Source organism: Hydrogenophaga sp. FW305-3-2-15-A-LB1, assembly GCF_058787875.1.
Window position 1 is genome coordinate 1 of sequence record NZ_JBYTAE010000021.1, and the last position, 19,139, is coordinate 19,139.

13 protein-coding genes are annotated in these 19,139 nt (G+C 70.2%); 2 read left to right on the forward strand and 11 right to left on the reverse strand.

Going from position 1 to position 19,139, the window contains the following annotated elements; translation table 11 throughout:
- Nucleotides 1-380: 380 nt before the first annotated feature.
- The gene (locus tag AC3WPZ_RS08470) at nt 381-2,549 is read right to left on the reverse strand and encodes a TonB-dependent receptor family protein (RefSeq protein WP_492439148.1); all 2,169 of its coding nucleotides are present in this window, start codon (nt 2,547-2,549) and stop codon (nt 381-383) included.
- Nucleotides 2,527-4,668 (reverse strand): PQQ-dependent dehydrogenase, methanol/ethanol family, encoded by a 2,142-nt coding sequence (locus AC3WPZ_RS08475; RefSeq protein ID WP_382321610.1) that lies wholly within the window; start codon nt 4,666-4,668, stop codon nt 2,527-2,529. Before AC3WPZ_RS08475 ends, AC3WPZ_RS08470 begins: the two co-directional genes overlap by 23 nt.
- 241 nt (nt 4,669-4,909) lie before the next feature.
- Between AC3WPZ_RS08475 and AC3WPZ_RS08480 the strand changes: the two genes are divergently transcribed.
- Nucleotides 4,910-6,142 carry a helix-turn-helix domain-containing protein gene (locus tag AC3WPZ_RS08480; protein ID WP_492439150.1) on the forward strand — a complete coding sequence of 411 codons (1,233 nt, stop codon included), beginning with the start codon at nt 4,910-4,912 and terminating at the stop codon, nt 6,140-6,142.
- Here AC3WPZ_RS08480 and AC3WPZ_RS08485 read toward each other — a convergent pair.
- Genes AC3WPZ_RS08485 through AC3WPZ_RS08515 form a run of 7 tightly spaced genes read right to left on the reverse strand, consistent with a single transcriptional unit; the run spans nt 6,139 to nt 11,075 of the window.
- Nucleotides 6,139-6,492, reverse strand: a complete 354-nt coding sequence (locus AC3WPZ_RS08485) for a VOC family protein (protein WP_492439152.1) — start codon at nt 6,490-6,492, stop codon at nt 6,139-6,141. The genes AC3WPZ_RS08480 and AC3WPZ_RS08485 overlap by 4 nt on opposite strands.
- A gap of 14 nt (nt 6,493-6,506) precedes the next feature.
- Entirely contained in the window at nt 6,507-7,244 is a 738-nt protein-coding gene (locus AC3WPZ_RS08490; RefSeq protein ID WP_444687292.1) for a lysophospholipid acyltransferase family protein, read from the reverse strand.
- Nucleotides 7,241-8,572, reverse strand: a complete 1,332-nt coding sequence (locus AC3WPZ_RS08495; RefSeq protein WP_382321618.1) for a dihydroorotase — start codon at nt 8,570-8,572, stop codon at nt 7,241-7,243. The genes AC3WPZ_RS08490 and AC3WPZ_RS08495 overlap by 4 nt, the downstream gene beginning before the upstream one ends.
- A 4-nt stretch (nt 8,573-8,576) precedes the next feature.
- Nucleotides 8,577-9,536, reverse strand: a complete 960-nt coding sequence (locus tag AC3WPZ_RS08500) for an aspartate carbamoyltransferase catalytic subunit (RefSeq protein ID WP_382154815.1) — start codon at nt 9,534-9,536, stop codon at nt 8,577-8,579.
- A gap of 2 nt (nt 9,537-9,538) precedes the next feature.
- A complete protein-coding gene (gene pyrR / locus AC3WPZ_RS08505) occupies nt 9,539-10,066 on the reverse strand; it encodes a bifunctional pyr operon transcriptional regulator/uracil phosphoribosyltransferase PyrR (protein WP_492439154.1) in 528 nt (175 codons plus the stop codon).
- Nucleotides 10,063-10,491 carry a Holliday junction resolvase RuvX gene (gene ruvX / locus AC3WPZ_RS08510; protein ID WP_382154810.1) on the reverse strand — a complete coding sequence of 143 codons (429 nt, stop codon included), beginning with the start codon at nt 10,489-10,491 and terminating at the stop codon, nt 10,063-10,065. The genes pyrR and ruvX overlap by 4 nt, the downstream gene beginning before the upstream one ends.
- Nucleotides 10,488-11,075 (reverse strand): YqgE/AlgH family protein, encoded by a 588-nt coding sequence (locus AC3WPZ_RS08515; RefSeq protein ID WP_291121624.1) that lies wholly within the window; start codon nt 11,073-11,075, stop codon nt 10,488-10,490. The genes ruvX and AC3WPZ_RS08515 overlap by 4 nt, the downstream gene beginning before the upstream one ends.
- A gap of 65 nt (nt 11,076-11,140) precedes the next feature.
- On the opposite strand from AC3WPZ_RS08515, the gene AC3WPZ_RS08520 reads away from it, so the two are divergent.
- Nucleotides 11,141-12,640 carry a cryptochrome/photolyase family protein gene (locus tag AC3WPZ_RS08520; RefSeq protein ID WP_382321622.1) on the forward strand — a complete coding sequence of 500 codons (1,500 nt, stop codon included), beginning with the start codon at nt 11,141-11,143 and terminating at the stop codon, nt 12,638-12,640.
- A gap of 3 nt (nt 12,641-12,643) precedes the next feature.
- On the opposite strand, the gene AC3WPZ_RS08525 is transcribed toward AC3WPZ_RS08520, so the two are convergent.
- Nucleotides 12,644-18,655 (reverse strand): hybrid sensor histidine kinase/response regulator, encoded by a 6,012-nt coding sequence (locus AC3WPZ_RS08525; protein WP_492439157.1) that lies wholly within the window; start codon nt 18,653-18,655, stop codon nt 12,644-12,646.
- A 39-nt stretch (nt 18,656-18,694) separates the two neighbouring features.
- On the reverse strand, nt 18,695-19,139 hold a 445-nt coding region (locus AC3WPZ_RS08530), incomplete at its 5' end, for a methyl-accepting chemotaxis protein (RefSeq protein ID WP_492439159.1).

The following is a 19,139-nucleotide window of genomic DNA, read 5'->3' on the forward strand; positions in this document are numbered from 1 at the left end:
GGTGGGTAAGGGGTGTTTGGGCTCCGGCCGCTCGCGGGTGGCTGCCCGGGTTCGCCTTCACCGCTTCGTCAACACCTTGGTTGGCACGCTCGCTCTGTGGCAACCGCGAATGGGGCCTGCGCCCAAACACCCCTTACCCACCCACCTACAAGCAAAGTCGGCGCGCGCCCCTTTGCATGCCAGCGCTTGTTCGCAGGACAGTGGCGGTGCCCGCAGGCGCAGGCCCCATTCACGGTTGCCCCAGAGCGTGCGTGCGAGGGTGGTGTTGACGAAGTGATCTGTGTGCGCCCGCGCAGACACCCGTGAGCGGCCGGAGGCCTGCGGGCACCGCCACTGGCCTGACGCGAGGTCCCCGCCGGAAACACCCCGAACGAAGAAGCTCAGGGAAACCGCCGCACCAACTCAAAGCCGACGTACAGGGACCGCCCACCCCCAGGCTCGAAGAACCGGTTGTTCCCCTCATTCACGATCACCGACCCCGCATAAGAACGGTCGCTCACGTTGTCGATGCGCACGAACTCCCGCCAGGTCCAGTCACCCCGGTTCTGCTCGAACCGCACCCCCAGGTTGAACACCGTGCTCGCGGACGTGAAATCCGTGTTGCGGTCGTTCACCGCCATGCGCCCCGTGTGCAACGCCTCCAGCGTGAACACACTGTTGGCCCACCCCGGCTCCCACGCCACGTGCAGATACGCCTGCTGCTTCGCCAAGCCCGGCAGGCGGTTGCCCGCCGCCACCGGCACATTCGGCGCCGCGCACGGCGTGGCCACACAGGTCAGGAAACCATCGCGGTAGGTCGCGTCCATCCACGTGTACGCCGGCGTCACGGTGAATTTCCCCCACTGCATCACCCCCGCCAACTCAAACCCCTGGCGGCGCGTGCGCCCCGCGTTCTGGAACGTGGACCGCCCCCCCGTGTTCGACAACACCACGATCTCGTCCTTCGTGCGCGTCTCGAACAGCGTGGCGCTCCAGCTGCCCCAGGCCTGGCGCCCCCGCAAACCCGTCTCGGCGCTCAGGCTGCGCGAGGCGGTCAGCGAGGGGTTGAGCCCCGTCAGCCCCGAGGCGCGGTAGGCCACCTCGTTGAGCGTGGGCGTCTCGAAACCGCGCCCCACGCTCGCGAACGCCTGCAGCTGCGGCGTGATCTCCCGGCGGATGCCCAGCACCGGGCTGAAGCCGTCGTAGTCCGCCGCTCCACTGTCGTTCGGGTTGCCCGCCACGATGTAACGGTCGGCCGAGGTGAAGCGCACGCGCGAGTGCCGCAGCCCGGCCAGGAACGTGGTCGCCGGTGTGCGCCACTCGGCCTGCACATAAGGGTCGAAGGTGCTGGCGCGGTTGGTCTCGTCGCGCCGCAAGCGGCCCTGCACGCCCAGCGCGGCGCCGATGAAGTTCTCGTACCCCAGGCGGTCCTCGGTCTGCCGGTCCGAGGCGATGCCGGCGGCCACGGTGAGGCGGCCGCTGTCGTAGCTGCGGTCCAGGCGCCAGCGTGCGTTCCAGCCCCAGTAGTCGCGGTCCAGGTCGATCACGCCGCCCGCGCTGCCGGCCGGAATCTGCGCGCCGGTGGGAATGGCCTGGAACTGGCGCACGGCGCGCTGGCCGCCATAGCCCATGAGTTCGATGCGGTGGCCCTGCCCCAGCGCCTGCTCCCAGGCCAGTCCCACCTGCGTCTGCGAGACGCTCTTGCGCGTGTTGAACTGCGTGGCCGCCGCCGTGGTCTGGCCGGGGTCGGCGTCGAACTCGGCGCGCGTGAGGCCCAGCGGGTCCAGCGCCTGGCTGCTCTGGCGGTTGAGCACGAGCACCGTGCGCCCGCCGTCGTGCGCGCGGCTGAGCTTGAGGTTGCCCGTGCTGCGCGACGCGGCGGATTGCGGGCGCTCGCCGTCGGTGGCGAACTTGCCCGCGTCCAGGGTGTACGACCAGCCCGGCTGCTCGGCGCTGCCGGTCTGCCCGCTGAGCTGGGTGGAGAAGCGCCACAGCCCGTTGGAGCCGGCCGCCACGCCTGTGCGCCACTCGGTGGGGCGCTGGCCGTCCAGCGTGTAGAGCGCGATCACGCCACCGGCCGAGGCGCCGTACAGCGCCGAGAACGGACCGCGGATGACCTCGATGCGGTCGGCGCTGCCGATGGGGAAGTTCGCCGCCTGGCCCTGCCCGTCGGGCGCGCTGGCCGGAATGCCGTCCACGTACAGGCGCACGCCGCGCACACCGAAGGGCGCGCGCGCGCCGTAGCCGCGCATGGAGATCTGCAGGTCCTGCGCGTAGTTCTGCCGGTTGCGCACCACCAGGCCGGGCACGCGGCCCAGGCCTTCGGAGAGGTTGATCTGCAACTGGCCCGCGCGCAGTTCCTCGCCATCCACCACCTCGACCGAGCCCGGCGCCAGCCAGCGTTGCTGCCAGGCCGAGCCGCCGGTGATCACCACAGGCGCGAGCGCGCCGGCGGTGTCGCCGTCGCGCTCGCTGGTGGCGGTCTGGGCCCAGCCGGGCACCGCCAGCACCAGACCGGCGGCCGCCCCCAGGGCGCCAAAGGCGTGGCTAGTTCTTCGGCCGAATGGCATCGGCCGTGCCCTGGATGAACGCTTTGATTTTCTGGACATCGTCTTGGCTGAGTTTGCCTGTGAAATCAGGCATGCCGCGTGCCATGGCCGGACCGGCGAACACGAACTTGTCGAGATTCTCGATGAAGGCCGAATCCATGTAACCCAGGTTGGGGATGTTGCCGCCCCGGTCCACCCCCGGCACGCCGTGGCAGAACACGCAGTTGCTCACGTACAGCGCGGTGCCGGCCGGCACGTGGGCCGGGTCGTACTTCACGCCGGCCACGAGCTTGCCGAGCTGGTAGTTCACGAAGGCCGGCGGCTGCGCCTTGCCGCCCACGGCGAAGGTGTAGACCGTGCCCGGGCCCTGGCGGTCGGTGGCGCGCTGCGCCAGGCCATAGACCCCGCCCCAGCCCACCGCGATCGACACGTACTGCTTGCCATCCACCATGTAGGTCGAAGGCGCGGCGATCACGCCGGTGCCGGTGGGCGTTTCCCACAGCTTCTCGCCGCTGGTCGCGTTGTAGGCGATGAAGCGGCCGTCGGCCGTGCCCTGGAACACCAGGTTGCCGGCCGTGGTGAGCGTGCCACCGTTCCAGGGCGAGATCTGCTCCTGCGTCCAGCGCGCCTTCTGCTGCACCGGGTCCCAGGCTACCAGGCGGCCAAAGGGTTTGCTCGAGGGCGGCTCCACGTTGGCGAAGGTGGCCAGGTTCCAGCCCATGTTGGCGTGCGGTTCACCGGGCCGGTCGGCGTTGAACTTCCAGTCCTTGTTGTCCATCAGCGTGAGCGGCACGCCCTGCACCGGCATGTAGACCAGGCCGGTGGCCGGGTTGTACGACATGGAGTGCCAGTTGCGCGCGCCGAACGCGCTGGGGATGATCTCGCGCGGCCGGTCGGCGGTGCGCGCGGCCGGGGTTTCGATCGGGCGGCCGTTCTTGTCGTAGCCGGTGGCCCAGTTCACGTCCACGAAGTTCTTGGCCGAGATGAACTTGCCGTTGGTGCGGTCGATCACGAAGAAGAAGCCGTTCTTGGGCGCGTGCAGGATCACCTTGCGCGGCTTGTTGTCGAGCTTGATGTCGGCCAGGATCATGGGCTGCGTGGACGTGAAGTCCCAGTTGTCGCCCGGGGTTTCCTGGTAGTGCCAGACGTACTTGCCGGTGTCGGGGTTGAGCGCGACGATGGACGCGAGGTAGAGGTTGTCGCCGCCGGCCGGGCTGCGCTTGCTGCGCGCCCAGGGCGAGCCGTTGCCGGTGCCGATGTACATCAGGTTGAGCTCGGGGTCGAAGGTCATGGTGTCCCAGGCCGTGCCGCCGCCACCGGCTTCCCACCACTTGCCGGCCGGGTCCCAGGTCTTGGCGGCCTTGGCCATGGACTCGTCCTCGAACGGCTTGCTCGGGTCGCCCGGCACGGTGAACCAGCGCCACTTCTGGTCACCGGTCTTGGCGTCGTAGGCGGTGATGTAGCCGCGCACGCCGTACTCCGCGCCGCCGTTGCCGATGATCACCTTGCCCTTGAAGACGCGCGGCGCGCCGGTGATGGTGTAGCTGAACTTGCGGTCGATGATGGTGTCCTTGGACCACACCTGTTCGCCAGTGGCCGCGTCGATCGCGATCAGCCGGCCGTCGTAGGCCGCCACGAAGACCTTGCCCTCGTGCAGCGCCACGCCGCGGTTGACCACGTCGCAGCAGCCCTTGTAGCCCGCCTCGCGCGAGACCTTGGGGTCGAAGGTCCACAGGCGCTTGCCGGTGCGCACGTCCACCGCGTGCACGATGCTCCAGGAGGCGGTGACGTACATGATGCCGTCGACCACCAGCGGCGTGGACTCCACCCCGCGCGAGGATTCGAGGTTGTAGGACCAGACCAGGCCCAGGTCCTTCACGTTGGCGGTGCTGATCTGGTTGAGCCTGGAGTGGCGCGTCTCGGCGTAGTCCAGGCCGTAGCTGGGCCAGTCCGGCGTCTTGCTCGCGTTGGCCTTCATGAAGCTGGCGTTGACCTTGCCCACGGCGGCCCGGATGTGCTCCTGCGAGCCCTTGATGGGGGCCTGCGGCTGCGCGAGCGCGGCGCCGCAGAGCGTGGTGAGTGCGGTGAACAGGCAGGCGGCCGCGCGGCACCTGACCAAAGCAAGTGGTGACGGATTCATCGTGTCTCCTTGTGCTGCCTGCGGCGCGCAGGCCTGTTTGTGGGGCTGCCAGGGCCTGTCGTGCTCGGCCCAGCTTTGCCATCTTCTGCCTCTCCGGGAGCCGATTCATCTTCGGGATTTCCCTGAAGCCGATGTGTTCCGGCGTGGAACATCCGACGGGCGGCGGGCAGGGCTTACCCGCATGCCACCGCGCGCCGATGAACGGGATACTGATCGAGGAGACGCCCAGCAGGACAAGAACATGCCCCACCCCACGAACGGGCAGGCGAGCACGCCGCGCCAGCTCTTTTTCCAGACCACCGAACAGCGCACCGCGCTGGCGCGCCAGCGCTTCTTCGACGAAGGCACGCGCCCCTCCGGCCTGGTGGGCGAGGCGGTCATCCAGTCCTGGCTGCGCTGCGCCTCGGCGCACCAGCAGCCCACCGACCGCGTGAGCTTCGAGCAGGTCACGCGCAGCCGGGCCCACGCCAGCCTGAACCGCAACCGGCAGCTGCTGCAGGCCGGCAACCTCGAGCTCAACCACATGGAAGCCGCGCTGGCCGGCACCGACTGCCGCGTGCTGCTGACCGACGCGCAGGGCGTGATCATCCACGCCACCCAGCTGCCCGCGACCAACCAGCACCCGCTGCTCAAGACCGCCTCGCGCGTGGGCGTGAACCTCACCGAAGGCCAGGTCGGCACCAACGCGCCGGGCATCGTGGTGCGCACCGGCGAGGCCTGCACCGTCACCGGCGCCGAGCATTTCTTCCAGAGCCTGCAGAGCCTGCACTGCGCGGCCGCGCCGATCCGCGACATCCACGGTCAGCTCGCGGGCGTGCTGGACGTGTCGATCGAGGCCGGGCGCTTCCAGTTCGATGCCGCGTCGGTGGTGGGCATGTACGCCACCACGATCGAGAACCGCCTGCTGCAGCTGCAGTCGGTCGAGCACCTGGTGCTGCACTTCCAGGCCAGCCCCACGCTGCTGGGCACGCCGATGGAGGCCCTGGCCGGCATCGACGCTGGCGGGCGGGTGCTGTGGCTCAACGGCGCGGGCCGCCGGCTCACGGGCTGCCGCATGGAAGAGCGGCACACGGTGGACGAGGTGTTCGGCGTGCCGCTGGAGCGCCTGCTGGCCCTGCCGCGCCAGCACCAGGCGCAGACCCTGCGCCTGCCCAATGGCCTGGGCGTGTGGGTGACGGGCACGCTGACCGCGAGCAACGGCGCCGACTTCAAGCACGCGGTGGCCGTGTCACAGCCCGCGCCCGAAGTCACCGAAACGGCGCTCCCACCGGCTGCCATCGACGCACCGGCCCTGGCCACACCGCCGGAAACCGACCACGCTCAGGCCACCTTGCTGGACCACAAGCAGCGCCTGATCGAGACCACGCTGGCCGCGTGCGGCGGCAACATCGCGAAAGCCGCGCGCGCGCTCGGCGTCTCGCGCGGCATGCTGTACCGGCGGCTGCAGAAGGCGCAGGCGCCGGACGCGGGTTAAGGCGTCGACCAGACGGCGAGTTCGTGCCCGTCCGGGTCGAGAAAGTGGAAACGGCGTCCACCGGGAAAGTCGAACACGGGCCTGGAGATCCGCCCGCCCGCGGCCTCGATGCGCTGCTGCGTCGCGGCCAGGTCGTCCGCGTACAGCACGATCAGGGCGCCGCCGGGGCAAACGGCTTCGCCGGTGGCGAAGCCCCCGGTCATGCGCCCGTCGTTGAACTCGCAGTAGCCCGGGCCGTAGTCCACGAAGGTCCAGCCGAACGCCGCGCCATAGAAGGCCTTGGCGCGCGCGATGTCGCCCACGTTGAACTCGATGTAGTCGATGCGCTGGTCGCGCCCTTCGGTGCCCATGGTGGGTCCTTTTTTCAGAGCGCGCGCAGGCGGTCGATGTCCGCGCGCAGGTCGTTGGCCCAGGCGCGGCGGTCGCGTCCCTGGTCGTGTTGCGGCTCGCCGTAGCGCACCACGGCCCGCAGGCCGTCGGCGTTGAGCGTGGCCCAGATCGAGCCGATCAGCGTGGTGTCGCCCACGAACACCGGCGCCGGGTGCGGCTCGCCGGTGTCGCGCTGCACGAAGCGCAAGGCAATGGGCAGCACGGGCGCGCGCGCCGCGATGGCGGCCTGCAGCAGGTTGGCGTGGAAGGGCAGCAGGGCCCGGCCGTCGCCCGTGGTGCCTTCGGGAAACACCGTGAGGATGTCACCCAGCTCCAGCCGCTCGGCCATGTGGTGCACCATGCGCATGGCCGCGCGCCGGTTGCCGCGTTCGAGGTAGAGCGTGCCCGCGCCGGTGATGAGCGAGCCCAGCAAGGGCCAGTGTTCGGCGTCGGCCTTGGAAACGAAGCGGCTCGGGCGCGCGGCGTTCATCACCAGGATGTCCAGCCACGACATGTGGTTGGCTACCTGCAGCAGCGGACCGTGTTCGGGCGGCGTGCCCTCGACCACCAGCTCCACGCCCAGGATGAGCAGCATGCGGCGCGTCCACTCGCGCACCACGAGTTCGGTCTGCGACGGGGTCAGGCGGCCGAGCTCGGTGCGGATGGTCCACAGCGCACCCAGCACGTGCGCGGTGGCCCGCAGGCCACGCCAGAGCGCGCGAAAGGGTTTCACGCGGTGGCGGTCCGCTCGGTGTCGACCTGGTAGGCGAGCTGCCCACCCACCAGCGTGGCGTGCACGCGCACCGGCAGTTCGTGACCGCCGAAGGGCGTGTGCTTGCCCTGGCTGCGCAGCGCCTCGGGCCGCACGGTCCAGCCGCTGTCCGGGTTGAAGATGCAGAGGTCGGCCACGCCACCCACGGCGATGCGGCCCGCGCTGGCCTGCAGCGTGCCCAGGCTCGCGCCCAGCACCGCCTGCGGCCCGACGGTGAGCACGCCCAGCGCCTGCATCAGCCCCAGGCCTTCCTGCTGCGCCCAGGTGCAGGCCAGGCCCAGCAGCAACTCGACCGCCGTGGCGCCCGGCTCGGCCTCGGCGAACGGCAGGGTCTTGGCGTCGCTGTCCACCGGGTTGTGGTCGGACACCAGCGCGTCGATGGTGCCGTCGACCAGGCCCGCGCGCAGCGCGTCGCGGTCGCGCTGCTGGCGCACCGGGGGCTGCAGGCGCAGGCGGCTGTCGTAGTAACCGATGTCCACATCGGTAAGGTGCAAGTTGTGTACGCTGACGTCGCAGGTGACGGGCAGGCCCTCGGCCTTGGCCTGGCGCACCAGGGCCAGGCCGGCCGCGCTGCTGAGGCGGCACAGGTGCACGCGCGCGCCCGCGCCGCCGCCCTTGGCGCTGCGCATCAGCTCGAACAGCGTGTGCAATGCGATGGTTTCGGCGGCGGCAGGAATGCCCGCCAGGCCCAGGCGCGTGGCCAGCGGGCCGCTGGCGGCCACGCCCTTGCCAAGCCAGAAATCCTGCGGACGCAACCAGACGGTGTAGCCGAAGGTGGCGGCGTACTGCAGCGCGCGTTGCAGCACCTGCACGTTGACGATGGGCACCTCGGCCTGGCCGAAGCCGATGCAGCCGGACTCGGTGAGCTCGGCCATTTCCGTGAGCACCTCGCCCTGCAGGCCGCGCGTGAGCGCACCCAGCGGGAACACGCGCGCCAGGTGCAGCTTCTCGGCGCGGAACTTGAGCATGTCCACCAGGCCGGGCTCGTCGAGCACCGGGTCGGTGTCGGGCGGGCAGACCAGCGAGGTCACCCCGCCGGCCACGGCGGCGGCCATCTCGCTCTCGAGCATGCCGGCGTGCTCCTGCCCGGGCTCGCGCAGGCGCACCGCGAGGTCCACCAGGCCGGGCGCGACCACGCAGCCGCTGGCGTCGAGCGTGCGGTTGGCGTGGAAGTCGGGCGCCACGTTGCCGATGGCGATGACGCGGCCGGCGGCGATCGCCACATCGGCGATCTCGTCGCGGCCGCTGGCCGGGTCCATCACCCGGCCGTTCTGGATCAGGATCTTCATGTCGTTATGCCTCGTTCCCCGCGACGATGCCCATGACCGCCATGCGCACCGCGATACCGTAAGTGACCTGCGGCAGGATCACGCTCTGCGGTCCGTCCACCACGGCCGAATCGATCTCCACACCCCGGTTGATCGGGCCCGGGTGCATCACGATCGCGTCGTCCTTGGCCCAGCGCAGGCGCTCGGGCGTGAGGCCGAAGCTCTTGAAGTACTCCTGGCTCGAGGGCAGCAGGGCACCGCTCATGCGCTCGTTCTGCAGCCGCAGCGTGATCACCACGTCGCAGTCCTTGATGCCCTCCTCCAGCGTGTGGCACACGCGCACGCCCATCTGGGCGAGGTCGCTGGGCACCAGCGTGCGCGGGCCGACCACGCGCACGTCGGGGCAGCCCAGCGTGGTGAGCGCGTGGATGTCGGAACGCGCCACGCGCGAGTGCAGCACGTCGCCGACGATGGCCACCGACAGCTTGGTGAAGTCCTTCTTGTAGTGGCGGATCGTGTACATGTCGAGCAGCCCCTGGGTGGGGTGCGCATGGCGCCCGTCGCCGGCGTTGACCACGTGCACGTGCGGCGCCACATGCTGCGAGATCAGGTAGGGCGCACCCGACTCGCTGTGGCGCACGACGAAGATGTCGGCCGCCATGGCGCTGAGGTTGGCGATGGTGTCGAGCAGCGACTCACCCTTGGCGGTGGAGCTGCGCGCGATGTCGAGGTTGATCACGTCGGCGGAGAGGCGCGTGGCCGCGATCTCGAAGGTGGTGCGCGTGCGCGTGCTGTTCTCGAAGAACAGGTTGAACACGCTCTTGCCGCGCAGCAGTGGCACCTTCTTCACCTCGCGGTTGCTCACGCTCGTGAAGTTGGCGGCGGTGTCCAGGATCTGCGTGAGGATGTCGCGCGACAGGCCCTCGGTGGAGAGCAGGTGAATCAGTTCACCGTTCTTGTTGAGCTGGGGGTTCTTGCGTTGCACGGTCAGGCTTCCTTGGTTTCCAGCACGAAGCTCAGGCGGCCGCTGTCGTCGCGCGCGAGCTCGAGCGAACGGCCCGCGGGCACTTCCAGGCGCGCGGCGCACAGGTTGGCCTCGATCGGCAGTTCGCGCCCGCCCCGGTCCACCAGCACCGCCAGGCGCACGCTGGCGGGGCGGCCGTAGTCGAAGAGTTCGTTGATCACGGCGCGCAGCGTGCGGCCGGTGTAGAGCACGTCGTCGATCAGCAGCACGTGCGCGCCGTTCACGTCGAACGGCAGTCGGGTTTGCGCGCTCGAAGCCAGGCCGCGCTGCGCGAAGTCGTCGCGGTGCATGCTCGACGAGATCACACCCGCCGGCCCGCTCAGGCCCAGGTCGGCCTGCAGGCGCTCGGCCAGCCAGGCGCCGCCGGAGGTGATGCCGGCCAGCACCACGGGCGCGGGCGACGAGGCCAGCAGCTGTTTCACCCCGCGCGCCAGCTCCGCGTAGAGCGCCTCGGCATCGGGCAGGTGGGAAGGTGACGGCGACGACGTCAAGGCAGGCTCCTCAAAAACTGTTCCAGGATGATGCAGGCCGATGCGGCATCGGCGTCTTTGGCCCCGAGGCTGTGGGCCTCGGTGGTGCTGTAGCGCTCGTCCACCTCGAACACGGGCAGGCCGTGGCGGCCGCGCAGCTGGCGCGCGAACTTGAGCGCGCGCGCGGTGTTCTCGTGCGCGGCGCCGTCGGGGTGGTAAGGCACGCCCACCACCAGGGCGTCGGGCTGCCATTCCTTCAGGCGCTGCGCGATCTGCGCGAAGCGCGCGTCGCCCTCGGCGGCGATGGTGGGCTGGGGGGTGGCGCTGCGCGTGAGGCGGTTGCCGGTGGCCACGCCGGTGCGCTTGAGGCCGAAGTCGAACGCCAGGAACACCTGGCAATGCGCCGGGACTTCAATGGTCGTGGGCGCCGGTGCGTTCACGGTCATGCATGCCCCGCGTCGGGCGACAACATCCAGGGCTGCAGGCCCAGCAGGGCCATGGCACGCTCGTAGCGCTCGGCCACCGGCGCGTCGAAGATGAGGTTGGGGTCGGCCTCCACCGTGAGCCAGCTGTTCTCGGTGATTTCCGATTCGAGCTGGCCCTGCCCCCAGGAGGCGTATCCCAGCGAGACGAACACCCGGCGCGGGCCGGCGCCCGAGGCCATGGCTTCGAGCACGTCCTTGGAGGTGGTCATCTCCAGGCCGCCGGGAATGGACAGGGTGGACGCGTAGACCGACTCGCCCTCGCCCGAGACCGCCTCGTGCAGCACGAAACCGCGCTCGGTCTGCACCGGGCCGCCCTGGAACACCGGCAGCTCGGCCAGGTCGTCACGCCCCATGGGCAGGTCGACCTTCTCGAACAGGCGGGGCAGGAGGATGTCGCTGGGCTTGTTGATCACCAGCCCCAGGGCGCCGCGCTCGCTGTGTTCGCACATGAACACCACGCTGCGACCAAAAAGCTCGTCGCTGAGGCCGGGCATCGCAATCAGGAAATGATTGGTCAGGTTGATGGGGGCAAAATCAGCGGACATGGCGCGATTTTAAGCCGCCTACTCTGCTGGTCATTGCCCGGCAGGGGCAACCCCCGCCCTGGCCCATGAACAGCTACGACAAAGGTCTGATGTGGTTCCGCCGTGACCTGCGTGCCGAGGACAACGCGGCGCTGTACCACGCGCTCAAGGTCTGCCGCCAGGTGTGGTGCGTGTTCGTGTTCGACACCGAGATCCTGGACGACCTGATCGAACGCGGCCTGCGCGCCGACCGGCGCGTGGAGTTCATCCGCGAATCGCTGGTGGAGCTCGACGAACGGCTGCGCGCGCTGGGGCGGGCGCACCGCGTGGAAGGCGTGGGCCTGATCGTGCTGCACGCGCCGGCCCGGCAGGCGATTCCCGCGCTGGCGCAGAAGCTGGGCGTGCAGGCGGTGTTCGCCAACCACGACGACGAACCCGCCGCCCTGGCGCGCGACGCGCGCGTGTTCGGCGACCTCGCGCACGCCGGCATCCTGCTGCACAGCCACAAGGACCACGTGGTCTTCGAGCGGCGCGAGGTGCTCACGCAGGCGGGACAGGCCTTCGGCGTGTTCACGCCCTACAAGAACGCCTGGCTCAAGGCGCTCACGCCCTTTCACCTGAAGGCCTACCCGGTCGCCCGGTACGCGGGCACGCTGGCCGGCGTGCCGGCCGAGCACGCGGTGCCGGTCCCCAGCCTGTCGGACATCGGCTTCGAGCCCACCAACCTCGCGCAACTCGCCCTGCCCACGGGCACGAGCGGGGCGCAGGCGCTGTTCGAGGACTTCGTCGACCGCATCGACCGCTACACCGAGGCGCGCAATTTCCCCGCCGTGAAGGGGCCGAGCTACCTGAGCGCGCACCTGCGCTTTGGCACCATCTCGATCCGCCACCTCGCCTCGGTGGCCTACCAGATGCACCTGCAGGGCATCGCGGGCGCGAGCACCTGGCTGTCGGAACTGGTCTGGCGCGACTTCTACCACCAGGTGCTGGCCAACTTTCCGCACGTGGTGGACAAGGCCTTCAAGCCCGAGTACGACGCCATCAAGTTCGAGCACGGCAAGCACGCCAAGGAGCAGTTCGCGGCCTGGTGCGAGGGCCGCACCGGCTACCCGCTGATCGACGCGGCCATGGCGCAGATCAACCAGACCGGCTACATGCACAACCGGCTGCGCATGGTGGTGGCCAGCTTCCTGGTGAAGGACTTGGGGCTGCACTGGCAATGGGGCGAACGTTACTTCGCCGACCACCTGATCGATTTCGACCTCGCGGCCAACAACGGCGGCTGGCAGTGGGCCAGCTCCAGCGGCTGCGATGCCCAGCCCTGGTTCCGCATCTTCAACCCGGTGACGCAGAGCGAGAAGTTCGACCCGCAGGGCAAGTTCATCCGGAAGTACCTGCCGCAGCTTGCCGGCCTGCCGGACGCGGCGATCCACGCGCCCTGGAAGGCCAACGAGATCGAGCTGGCGGCGGCCGGTCTGGTGCTGGGCGAGGGCTACCCGCAGCCGATCGTGGACCACGCGATGGCGCGCGAGCGCACGTTAGAGCGCTACGCCGTCGTCAAACAACCAGGCAAGACGCCCCGCTGAGCATCAGGCCTCGGCCGCCGCCTTCGCGTAGTGGCCGATCAGGGCCAGCAGCTCGTCTTCCGAGTAGGGCTTGCCGAGGTAGTGGTCCACCCCGAGTTCGCGCGCGTGCTCGCGGTGTTTCTCCGCGATGCGCGAGGTGATCATGATCACCGGCAGGTCGGACAGGCGCACGTCGCTGCGGATGTTGCGCACCAGGTCGAAGCCGTCCATGCGCGGCATCTCGATGTCGGACAGCACCACGGTCGGGCGCTCGGTCTGCAGCTTCTCCAGCGCCTGCAGGCCATCGGCCGCCAGCGTCACGCGGTAGCCCTCGCGCTGCAGCAGGCGCTGCGTCACGCGGCGCACGGTGATGGAGTCGTCCACCACCAGCACCAGCGGCACCGTGTTGACCTCCGCCGCGCTCTGCGCCAGCGCCTCGCCCAGGGACGTCGCCGCCTGCGGCGTCGTGCGCTGGTTCGCCACCCACTCGGCGACCTGGGCGCCGTACACCGTGGCCAGCGCCACCGGGTTGTAGATCAGCGCCACCGCGCCCGAGGCCAGCACCGACATGCCCGCCAGGCCCGGCAGCCGCGAGAGCTGCGCCCCCAGGTTCTTCACCACGACTTCCTGGTTGCCCAGCACTTCGTCCACGTGCATGGCCACGCGCTGCGCCGCGCTTCGGAAAATCACCACCGGTTGTGTGCGGCCATGCACCTCGGTCGAGTGCGCCGAGGATTGCAGCAGCGCGCCAGCCCAGTAGAAGGGCACGTCCTCACCCGCCACATTGAGGTGGCCACTGGCGTAGGCCTTGGTGAGGTCGTCGTTGCCCAGGCGGCGCACCACCTCGACCAAGTTGGACGGCACGCCCACGGTGAGCCCGCCCGCGCGCAGCATCACCACCTGCGTCACCGCGGTCGTCAGCGGCAGCACCAGTTTGAAACTGGTGCCCTGCCCGGCCTGCGTGGCGGTCTCGATGCGGCCGCCCAGCGCCACCACGTCGTTGCGCACCACGTCCATGCCGATGCCACGACCGGCCAGTTCGGACACCTCGCGCGCCGTGCTGATGCCGGGCTCGAACACGAGCTGGGCGGCTTCCTCGTCGCTCAACTGGGTACCTGCCGGCACGATGCCTTGCGCCAGGCCCTTTTCGCGCAGCCGCGCGAGGTCGAGGCCGGCGCCGTCGTCGGTGAAGACCAGCGACACGTCGTTGAGCTCATGGCCCAGCACGATCTCGATCTGGCCTTCGGTCGGCTTGCCGGCCTGTTGGCGCCGCTCGGGGGCTTCGATGCCGTGGGCCACGCTGTTGCGCAGCAGGTGTTCGAAAGCGGCGGTCATGCGGTCGAGCACGCCGCGGTCCATTTCGATGTTGCCGCCGGTGATGTCCAGCCGCACCTGCTTGCCGGTTTCCTTGGACGCCTGGCGCACCACGCGGTACAGGCGCTCGGAGATGCCTTCGAACTCCACCATGCGCGTGCGCAGCAGGTCGCGCTGCAGTTCGCGCGTCTGGCGCGCCTGGGCGACCAGGCTGTCTTCGGTGGCCTCCACCGCGCGCTGCAGGTTGCGCTGCACGGTGGCCACGTCGTTCACCGACTCGGCCATCATGCGGGTGAGTTCCTGCACGCGGGTGAAGCGGTCGAACTCCAGCGGGTCGAACGACTGGTCGGCGTCGCGCGCCTGGGCCAGGCGCGACTGCATCTGGGTCTCGGCCTGCAGCTCGATGTCGCGCAGCTGGCCGCGCAGACGGTCCAGGTTGCCCGTGAGGTCCTTGAGCGAGCCGCGCAGGGTCACGAGTTCGGACTCCATGCGCGAGCGCGTGATCATCACCTCGCCGGTCTGGTTGACCAGGCGGTCCAGCAGCTCGGGGCGCACGCGCACGGCGGCACCCGCGCGGGCCTGCAGGATCGTGGGCGCCTGCGGCAGCGAGATGCCGGTCAGGCCCCCTTCCCCGCCGATGGCGGCGGTGGCGGCCACGGGCGGTGCGGCGGCCTCTGCCACCGGCTGGGCCGGCAAAGGTTCGGGCACCGGCGGCGCGATGTCGATGATCTGGGCGTCGGCGTTGCGCAACTGCTCGAAACGCGCGCTGATGGCGTCGAACGCGGTCTGCAGGGGTTCGAGGTCGGCACCGCGCTGAAGGTCGGAGCCCAACCGCTCGGCGGTGGTTTCCATGCGGTGCGCCATCTCGCCCAGCCGCAAGGCGCCGGCCAGGCGCGCGCTGCCCTTGAGCGTGTGCAGGTTGCGCAGCACCTCGGCGCGCGCGCTGCTGTTGTCGGGGCGCGCCACCCACTGGCGCAAAGCGCCGTCGAGCTGAGGAATGAGCTCCTGCGCCTCTTCCGCGAAGATCGGGAACAGGTCGACGTCCACGGTATCGGCCACGTCGATGTCGTCGTCGATGTCCTGCACCACCTCGTGCACGCGGCTCACGTCGGCGTGCGGCGCGGTGAAGGCGGTGGTGTGTTCGGCGCGGTCGGGCACCTCGAAACCGGTCAGCGCCAGCACCGGCGCGCCGTCGTCCTGGGGTGCCTGCACCTCGGCGGGCGCTGGCTCCTCGACGGCGGGGCCGGGCTCGGGCTCGGGCTGCGGGTCGTGCACCACGCGGTACAGGGCGTCCATCAGCTCGGCGTTGGGCTCCTTGAGGAAGCCGGCGGCGAACTGGTGCAACAGGCGGCGGATGTCGTCCGACGCCTCGACGAACAGCTGGGCCTGGCCGGCGCTGGCCGGGTGGCCCGAGCGCTGGTGCATGCCCACCGATTCGATCGCATGCTCCAGCGCGCGCGCGATGTCGGACAGGGACTGGAAGCCCACCGTGGCCGAACTGCCGGCCAGCGAATGCGCCAGCGCCTCGGCCTGCTCGGGCACCGGCTCGTGGCGCTCCAGGGCCCACTCGGTCAGCACGGTGTTGAGGCGGCGGGACCACTCGTCTGCCTCGTTGAGGTAGACGTTGTAGAGCTTGAGGCCGATGCGCAGCGAACCGATGACCTTGGTCTGTTCGTCGGGGATGGCCTCGGGCTCGGGTTCGGACAGCGCGAAAGGTTCGACCGACTGCGCCACTTCCAGGGCCAGGTGATCGTCCTCGGGGGGTGCCTCGACGGGCTCGGGCAGCGGTGCCACCACCGCCTCGTCCACCACCTCGGGCACGCTCGCCGGCAGCGGTTCTTCCACGGGATCGACCACCTGGGCCAGCTCGGGGTCGGCCCATTCGGGCTCGGCCAGGACGGGCTCGGGTTCGACCGGCACTTCGGCCGGCACGGCTTGCGCGGCGGAGGAGAACGCGGCGAGGCTGCCGAAATCGATGTCGGCCAGCAGCGGTTCGGCGTCCAGCGGCGGGGCCACCACCGGCGGCTCGGCGGCGGCGTCCACCGGCGGGAAGTCCTGGGTGGGCAGTGCATCGACAGGCGCCTCTGCGGTCGCAGCCGCGGCTGCGGCCGCCGCCACGGCATCGAGATCGAGGTCGAACGAGGGCTCGGCCAGGGCCTCCCCCACCGGGGCCGGTTCGGCCGCTTCCGGTGGCACGAACACGGTGGCTTCCACCAGAGGCGCCGGTGCGGACGTGGCCGCCTCCGGCGAGGCCAGCGGCAGGTACTGCCCCTGGTCGCGCAGCGCCTCGGCGCTGGCGCGGAAGGGCAGCGAGCGCCAGGGCACGGCACGGCGTGCCGAGATGTCGTCCACCCAGCGCCCGAACTCGGTCATGGCCTCGCCCGAGAGCGTGAGCAGGGGCGGGCTGGCGGGCCGCTGTTCGGCCAGCACCGTGTTGAGCAACTGCTCCATGGCCCAGGCCGCTTCGCCGAACTCGTCCAGGCCGACCATGCGCGAACTGCCCTTGAGCGTGTGGAACGCCCGGCGCAGCGTGGTCAGGTGCTCCAGATCGCTGGGCTGCACCTGCAGGTGCGACACGGCTTCCAGGCCGTTGGCCACGACTTCGCGGGCCTCTTCCAGGAAGATGTCGAGCAGGTCGTCTTCGTCGTTGTCCGCGTCGCTGGGCGCTTCGGGCTCGGGCGCCTGGGCCGCCGTGGAAGATGCCGACAGGCCCACCAGGGCCTGCGCACCCGCGGCGGCATCGTCACCGACCACCGCCTCGGCCGCTTCGCGCGCGGCCCGCGCCACGCCCGACTGCTCGGCCAGCGAAGCCTGATCCGCCAGCGAGTCGAGCTGTTCGCTCAGATCGACCAGGCTCAGGCCACCCTGCACGCTGTCGACCACGCGCTGCACGCCATCGCTGATGGCCTGCGCCTCTTCCAGGGCGGGTTGGTGCGCCACATCGGCCCCCACACTGCGGCCCATGAGGGGCAACAGCTCGCCCTTCTCTTCGTCGAACACGAAAAGCTTCTTGGCCAGCGCCGGCTGGTAGTTGAGCATGTCGACGAGGAAGCTCATCGCGCTCAGGTTGTTGCCCAGCTGCTGGAAGGTGCCGGCCTCGCGCGCCAGCGCCTCGTCCACCTCGGTGTCGAGGATCTGGTCCACCGCGTTGCGCATGCGGGCCACGGTGAGCACCGCCTGCTCCAGCCCCAGCACGGAGAGCACGCCGCGCATCTGCCCCAGCTGGGACACCGCCACGTGCAGACCGGCCTTCTCCTGCGGGTTGCGGAAGAACTGGTCGAGCGATTTTTCCGCCTCGCCCAGCGAGGCCTTGAGTTCGCCGACCACGCTGCCCATGGTCTGGCGGTCGCTCACGCGCCGGTACAGCTGCTCCATCCACACATCCAGCGGCTGCGCGGGCCGCCCGGCGAGCACGCCTTCCAGGCGTTCGGCGAGGGCTTGCGTGCGTTCGGTCAGCTCGGGTGCGCTGGGGTCGAAATCCTCGAAGGCCGCTTCCAGGTACAGCGTGGTGGTGGCGACTTCCATCGCCAGCTCGGGGCGCACGTTGCCGGCTTCCTGCACGGCCTGATCGGCCGCCTTCACCAGGGCCTGGGCCAGCACGGTGCTGGCCGGGTGCAGCTTGAGCAGCGAATCACCGATCAGGCTGAACTGGTCGGCCACCTGCCGGGCGCGGCTGTTGTCGCCGCCGGAGTACAGCGACCAGACTTCCTTGGCCGCGTGGATGCGCTTGCGCGCCTGGGCGAGCACCGCCGGGTCGTAGCGGCCCAGCGTGGCCTGGTGGTAGTCCACCGGCGGCAATTGGCCCAGGCCGAAGGCGTCGCGCACCGCCGCCAGGTGGGGCGTGGTGGTGGCGGAAACCGCCGTGGGCTGGGCACAGAAGAACAGCAGGTCGTGCAGCAGGGTCTCCGACACCTGGGCCTTGCCCTGGCTGAGGTTGACGAACTGCAGCAGGATGCGCGAGGTTGCGCGCTTGACGTAGACGTCGGGCGGCAGCAGGCGCTGCGCCACCGCCTCGAAATAACCGGCGGCCACGCGCCAGAACGTGCGCGAGCGCGCATCGGCGGCGCCGGCGGACAGGCCGGCACTGAGCTTGGCCAGTTGCTGCGCGGCGGCCACGCTCTGGGTCTTCACGACCAGCAGCACCAGGCGGTCGAACAGCGAGCGCACCGCCGCGCTGGATTCGAGCGCGGCGACGTCGACCGGCGCGCCGACCTCCTTGCCCCGGTGTTCGAAGGGCCACAGATCGGCCGGGTGCACGCGCTCGGCCGCGGCCAGCTCCTGCACCTCGCGGTACTGCGCGAACAGCGCCACCGGCTGGATCGGCTTGTTGTTGAGCACCGCTTCCAGGTACTCGATCAGCGCGAAGCTCGCGCGCTCGACCTTGCCCGCGGCCTCTTCGTTGCAGGTGTTCGGGCGCTGCACGAAACGCTGCACCGCGGCTTCCATCGCGCGCAGCACCTGGGCCGGCGAGGTCAGCCCCACCATCTCCAGTGCCCCCACGGCCTGGTGCAACTGCTGGCGCGCCAGCCGCAGCGAACCGGGGTCCACCGCCTCCAGGTCGTTGTTGCGCGACAGTTCGGTCTCGCGCACGAAGCGCCGGATGGCCTTGTTGGCGCCGTCGAGCGATTTGCGCAGTTCCTCGAAAACCCAGGCCAGGGGGCCGAGGTCGGCGACCGGCGCGTCCGCTGGCAGGCTGTCGGTGTCGATGGCGGAGTCGAGCATGTTCTTCCAGTGGGTTGACGCGGGCGCCGAGCGGGGTCGTCAGGCGATCTTGAATCGGGCCACGGATTGGCGCAGTTCCTCGGCCATGGCCGAGAGCTCGCGCACCTGGGCCGCCGTGGAGCGCGTGCCTTCGCCGGTCTGTTCGGTCACCGCGAAGATGTGCTGGATGTTGCCGGCCACCTCGTTGGCCGAATCCGCTTCGCGGGACGCGGCATCGGAAATCTGTTCAATCAGTTCGGCGAGGCGGCGCGACACACGGTCGATCTCCGACAGCGCGGTACCGGCGTTGTCCGACAGCTTGGCCCCTTCGACCACACCCTGCGTGGAACGCTCCATGGCGGCCACCGCGTCCTGCGTGTCGGTCTGAATCGCCTTCACCAGCGCCGAGATCTGGCGCGTGGCATCGGCGGAGCGTTCGGCCAGCCGCTGCACTTCTTCCGCCACCACCGAGAAGCCCCGGCCGGCTTCACCGGCCGACGGCGGC

Bases quoted from the DNA above. Each gene is read 5' to 3' on its own strand.
- AC3WPZ_RS08470 (WP_492439148.1), bottom strand. From the start codon at position 2,549: ATGCCATTCGGCCGAAGAACTAGCCACGCCTTTGGCGCCCTGGGGGCG.
- AC3WPZ_RS08475 (WP_382321610.1), bottom strand. From the start codon at position 4,668: ATGAATCCGTCACCACTTGCTTTGGTCAGGTGCCGCGCGGCCGCCTGC.
- AC3WPZ_RS08480 (WP_492439150.1), top strand. From the start codon at position 4,910: ATGCCCCACCCCACGAACGGGCAGGCGAGCACGCCGCGCCAGCTCTTT.
- AC3WPZ_RS08485 (WP_492439152.1), bottom strand. From the start codon at position 6,492: ATGGGCACCGAAGGGCGCGACCAGCGCATCGACTACATCGAGTTCAAC.
- AC3WPZ_RS08495 (WP_382321618.1), bottom strand. From the start codon at position 8,572: ATGAAGATCCTGATCCAGAACGGCCGGGTGATGGACCCGGCCAGCGGC.
- ruvX (WP_382154810.1), bottom strand. From the start codon at position 10,491: ATGACCGTGAACGCACCGGCGCCCACGACCATTGAAGTCCCGGCGCAT.
- AC3WPZ_RS08515 (WP_291121624.1), bottom strand. From the start codon at position 11,075: ATGTCCGCTGATTTTGCCCCCATCAACCTGACCAATCATTTCCTGATT.
- AC3WPZ_RS08520 (WP_382321622.1), top strand. From the start codon at position 11,141: ATGAACAGCTACGACAAAGGTCTGATGTGGTTCCGCCGTGACCTGCGT.
- AC3WPZ_RS08525 (WP_492439157.1), bottom strand. From the start codon at position 18,655: ATGCTCGACTCCGCCATCGACACCGACAGCCTGCCAGCGGACGCGCCG.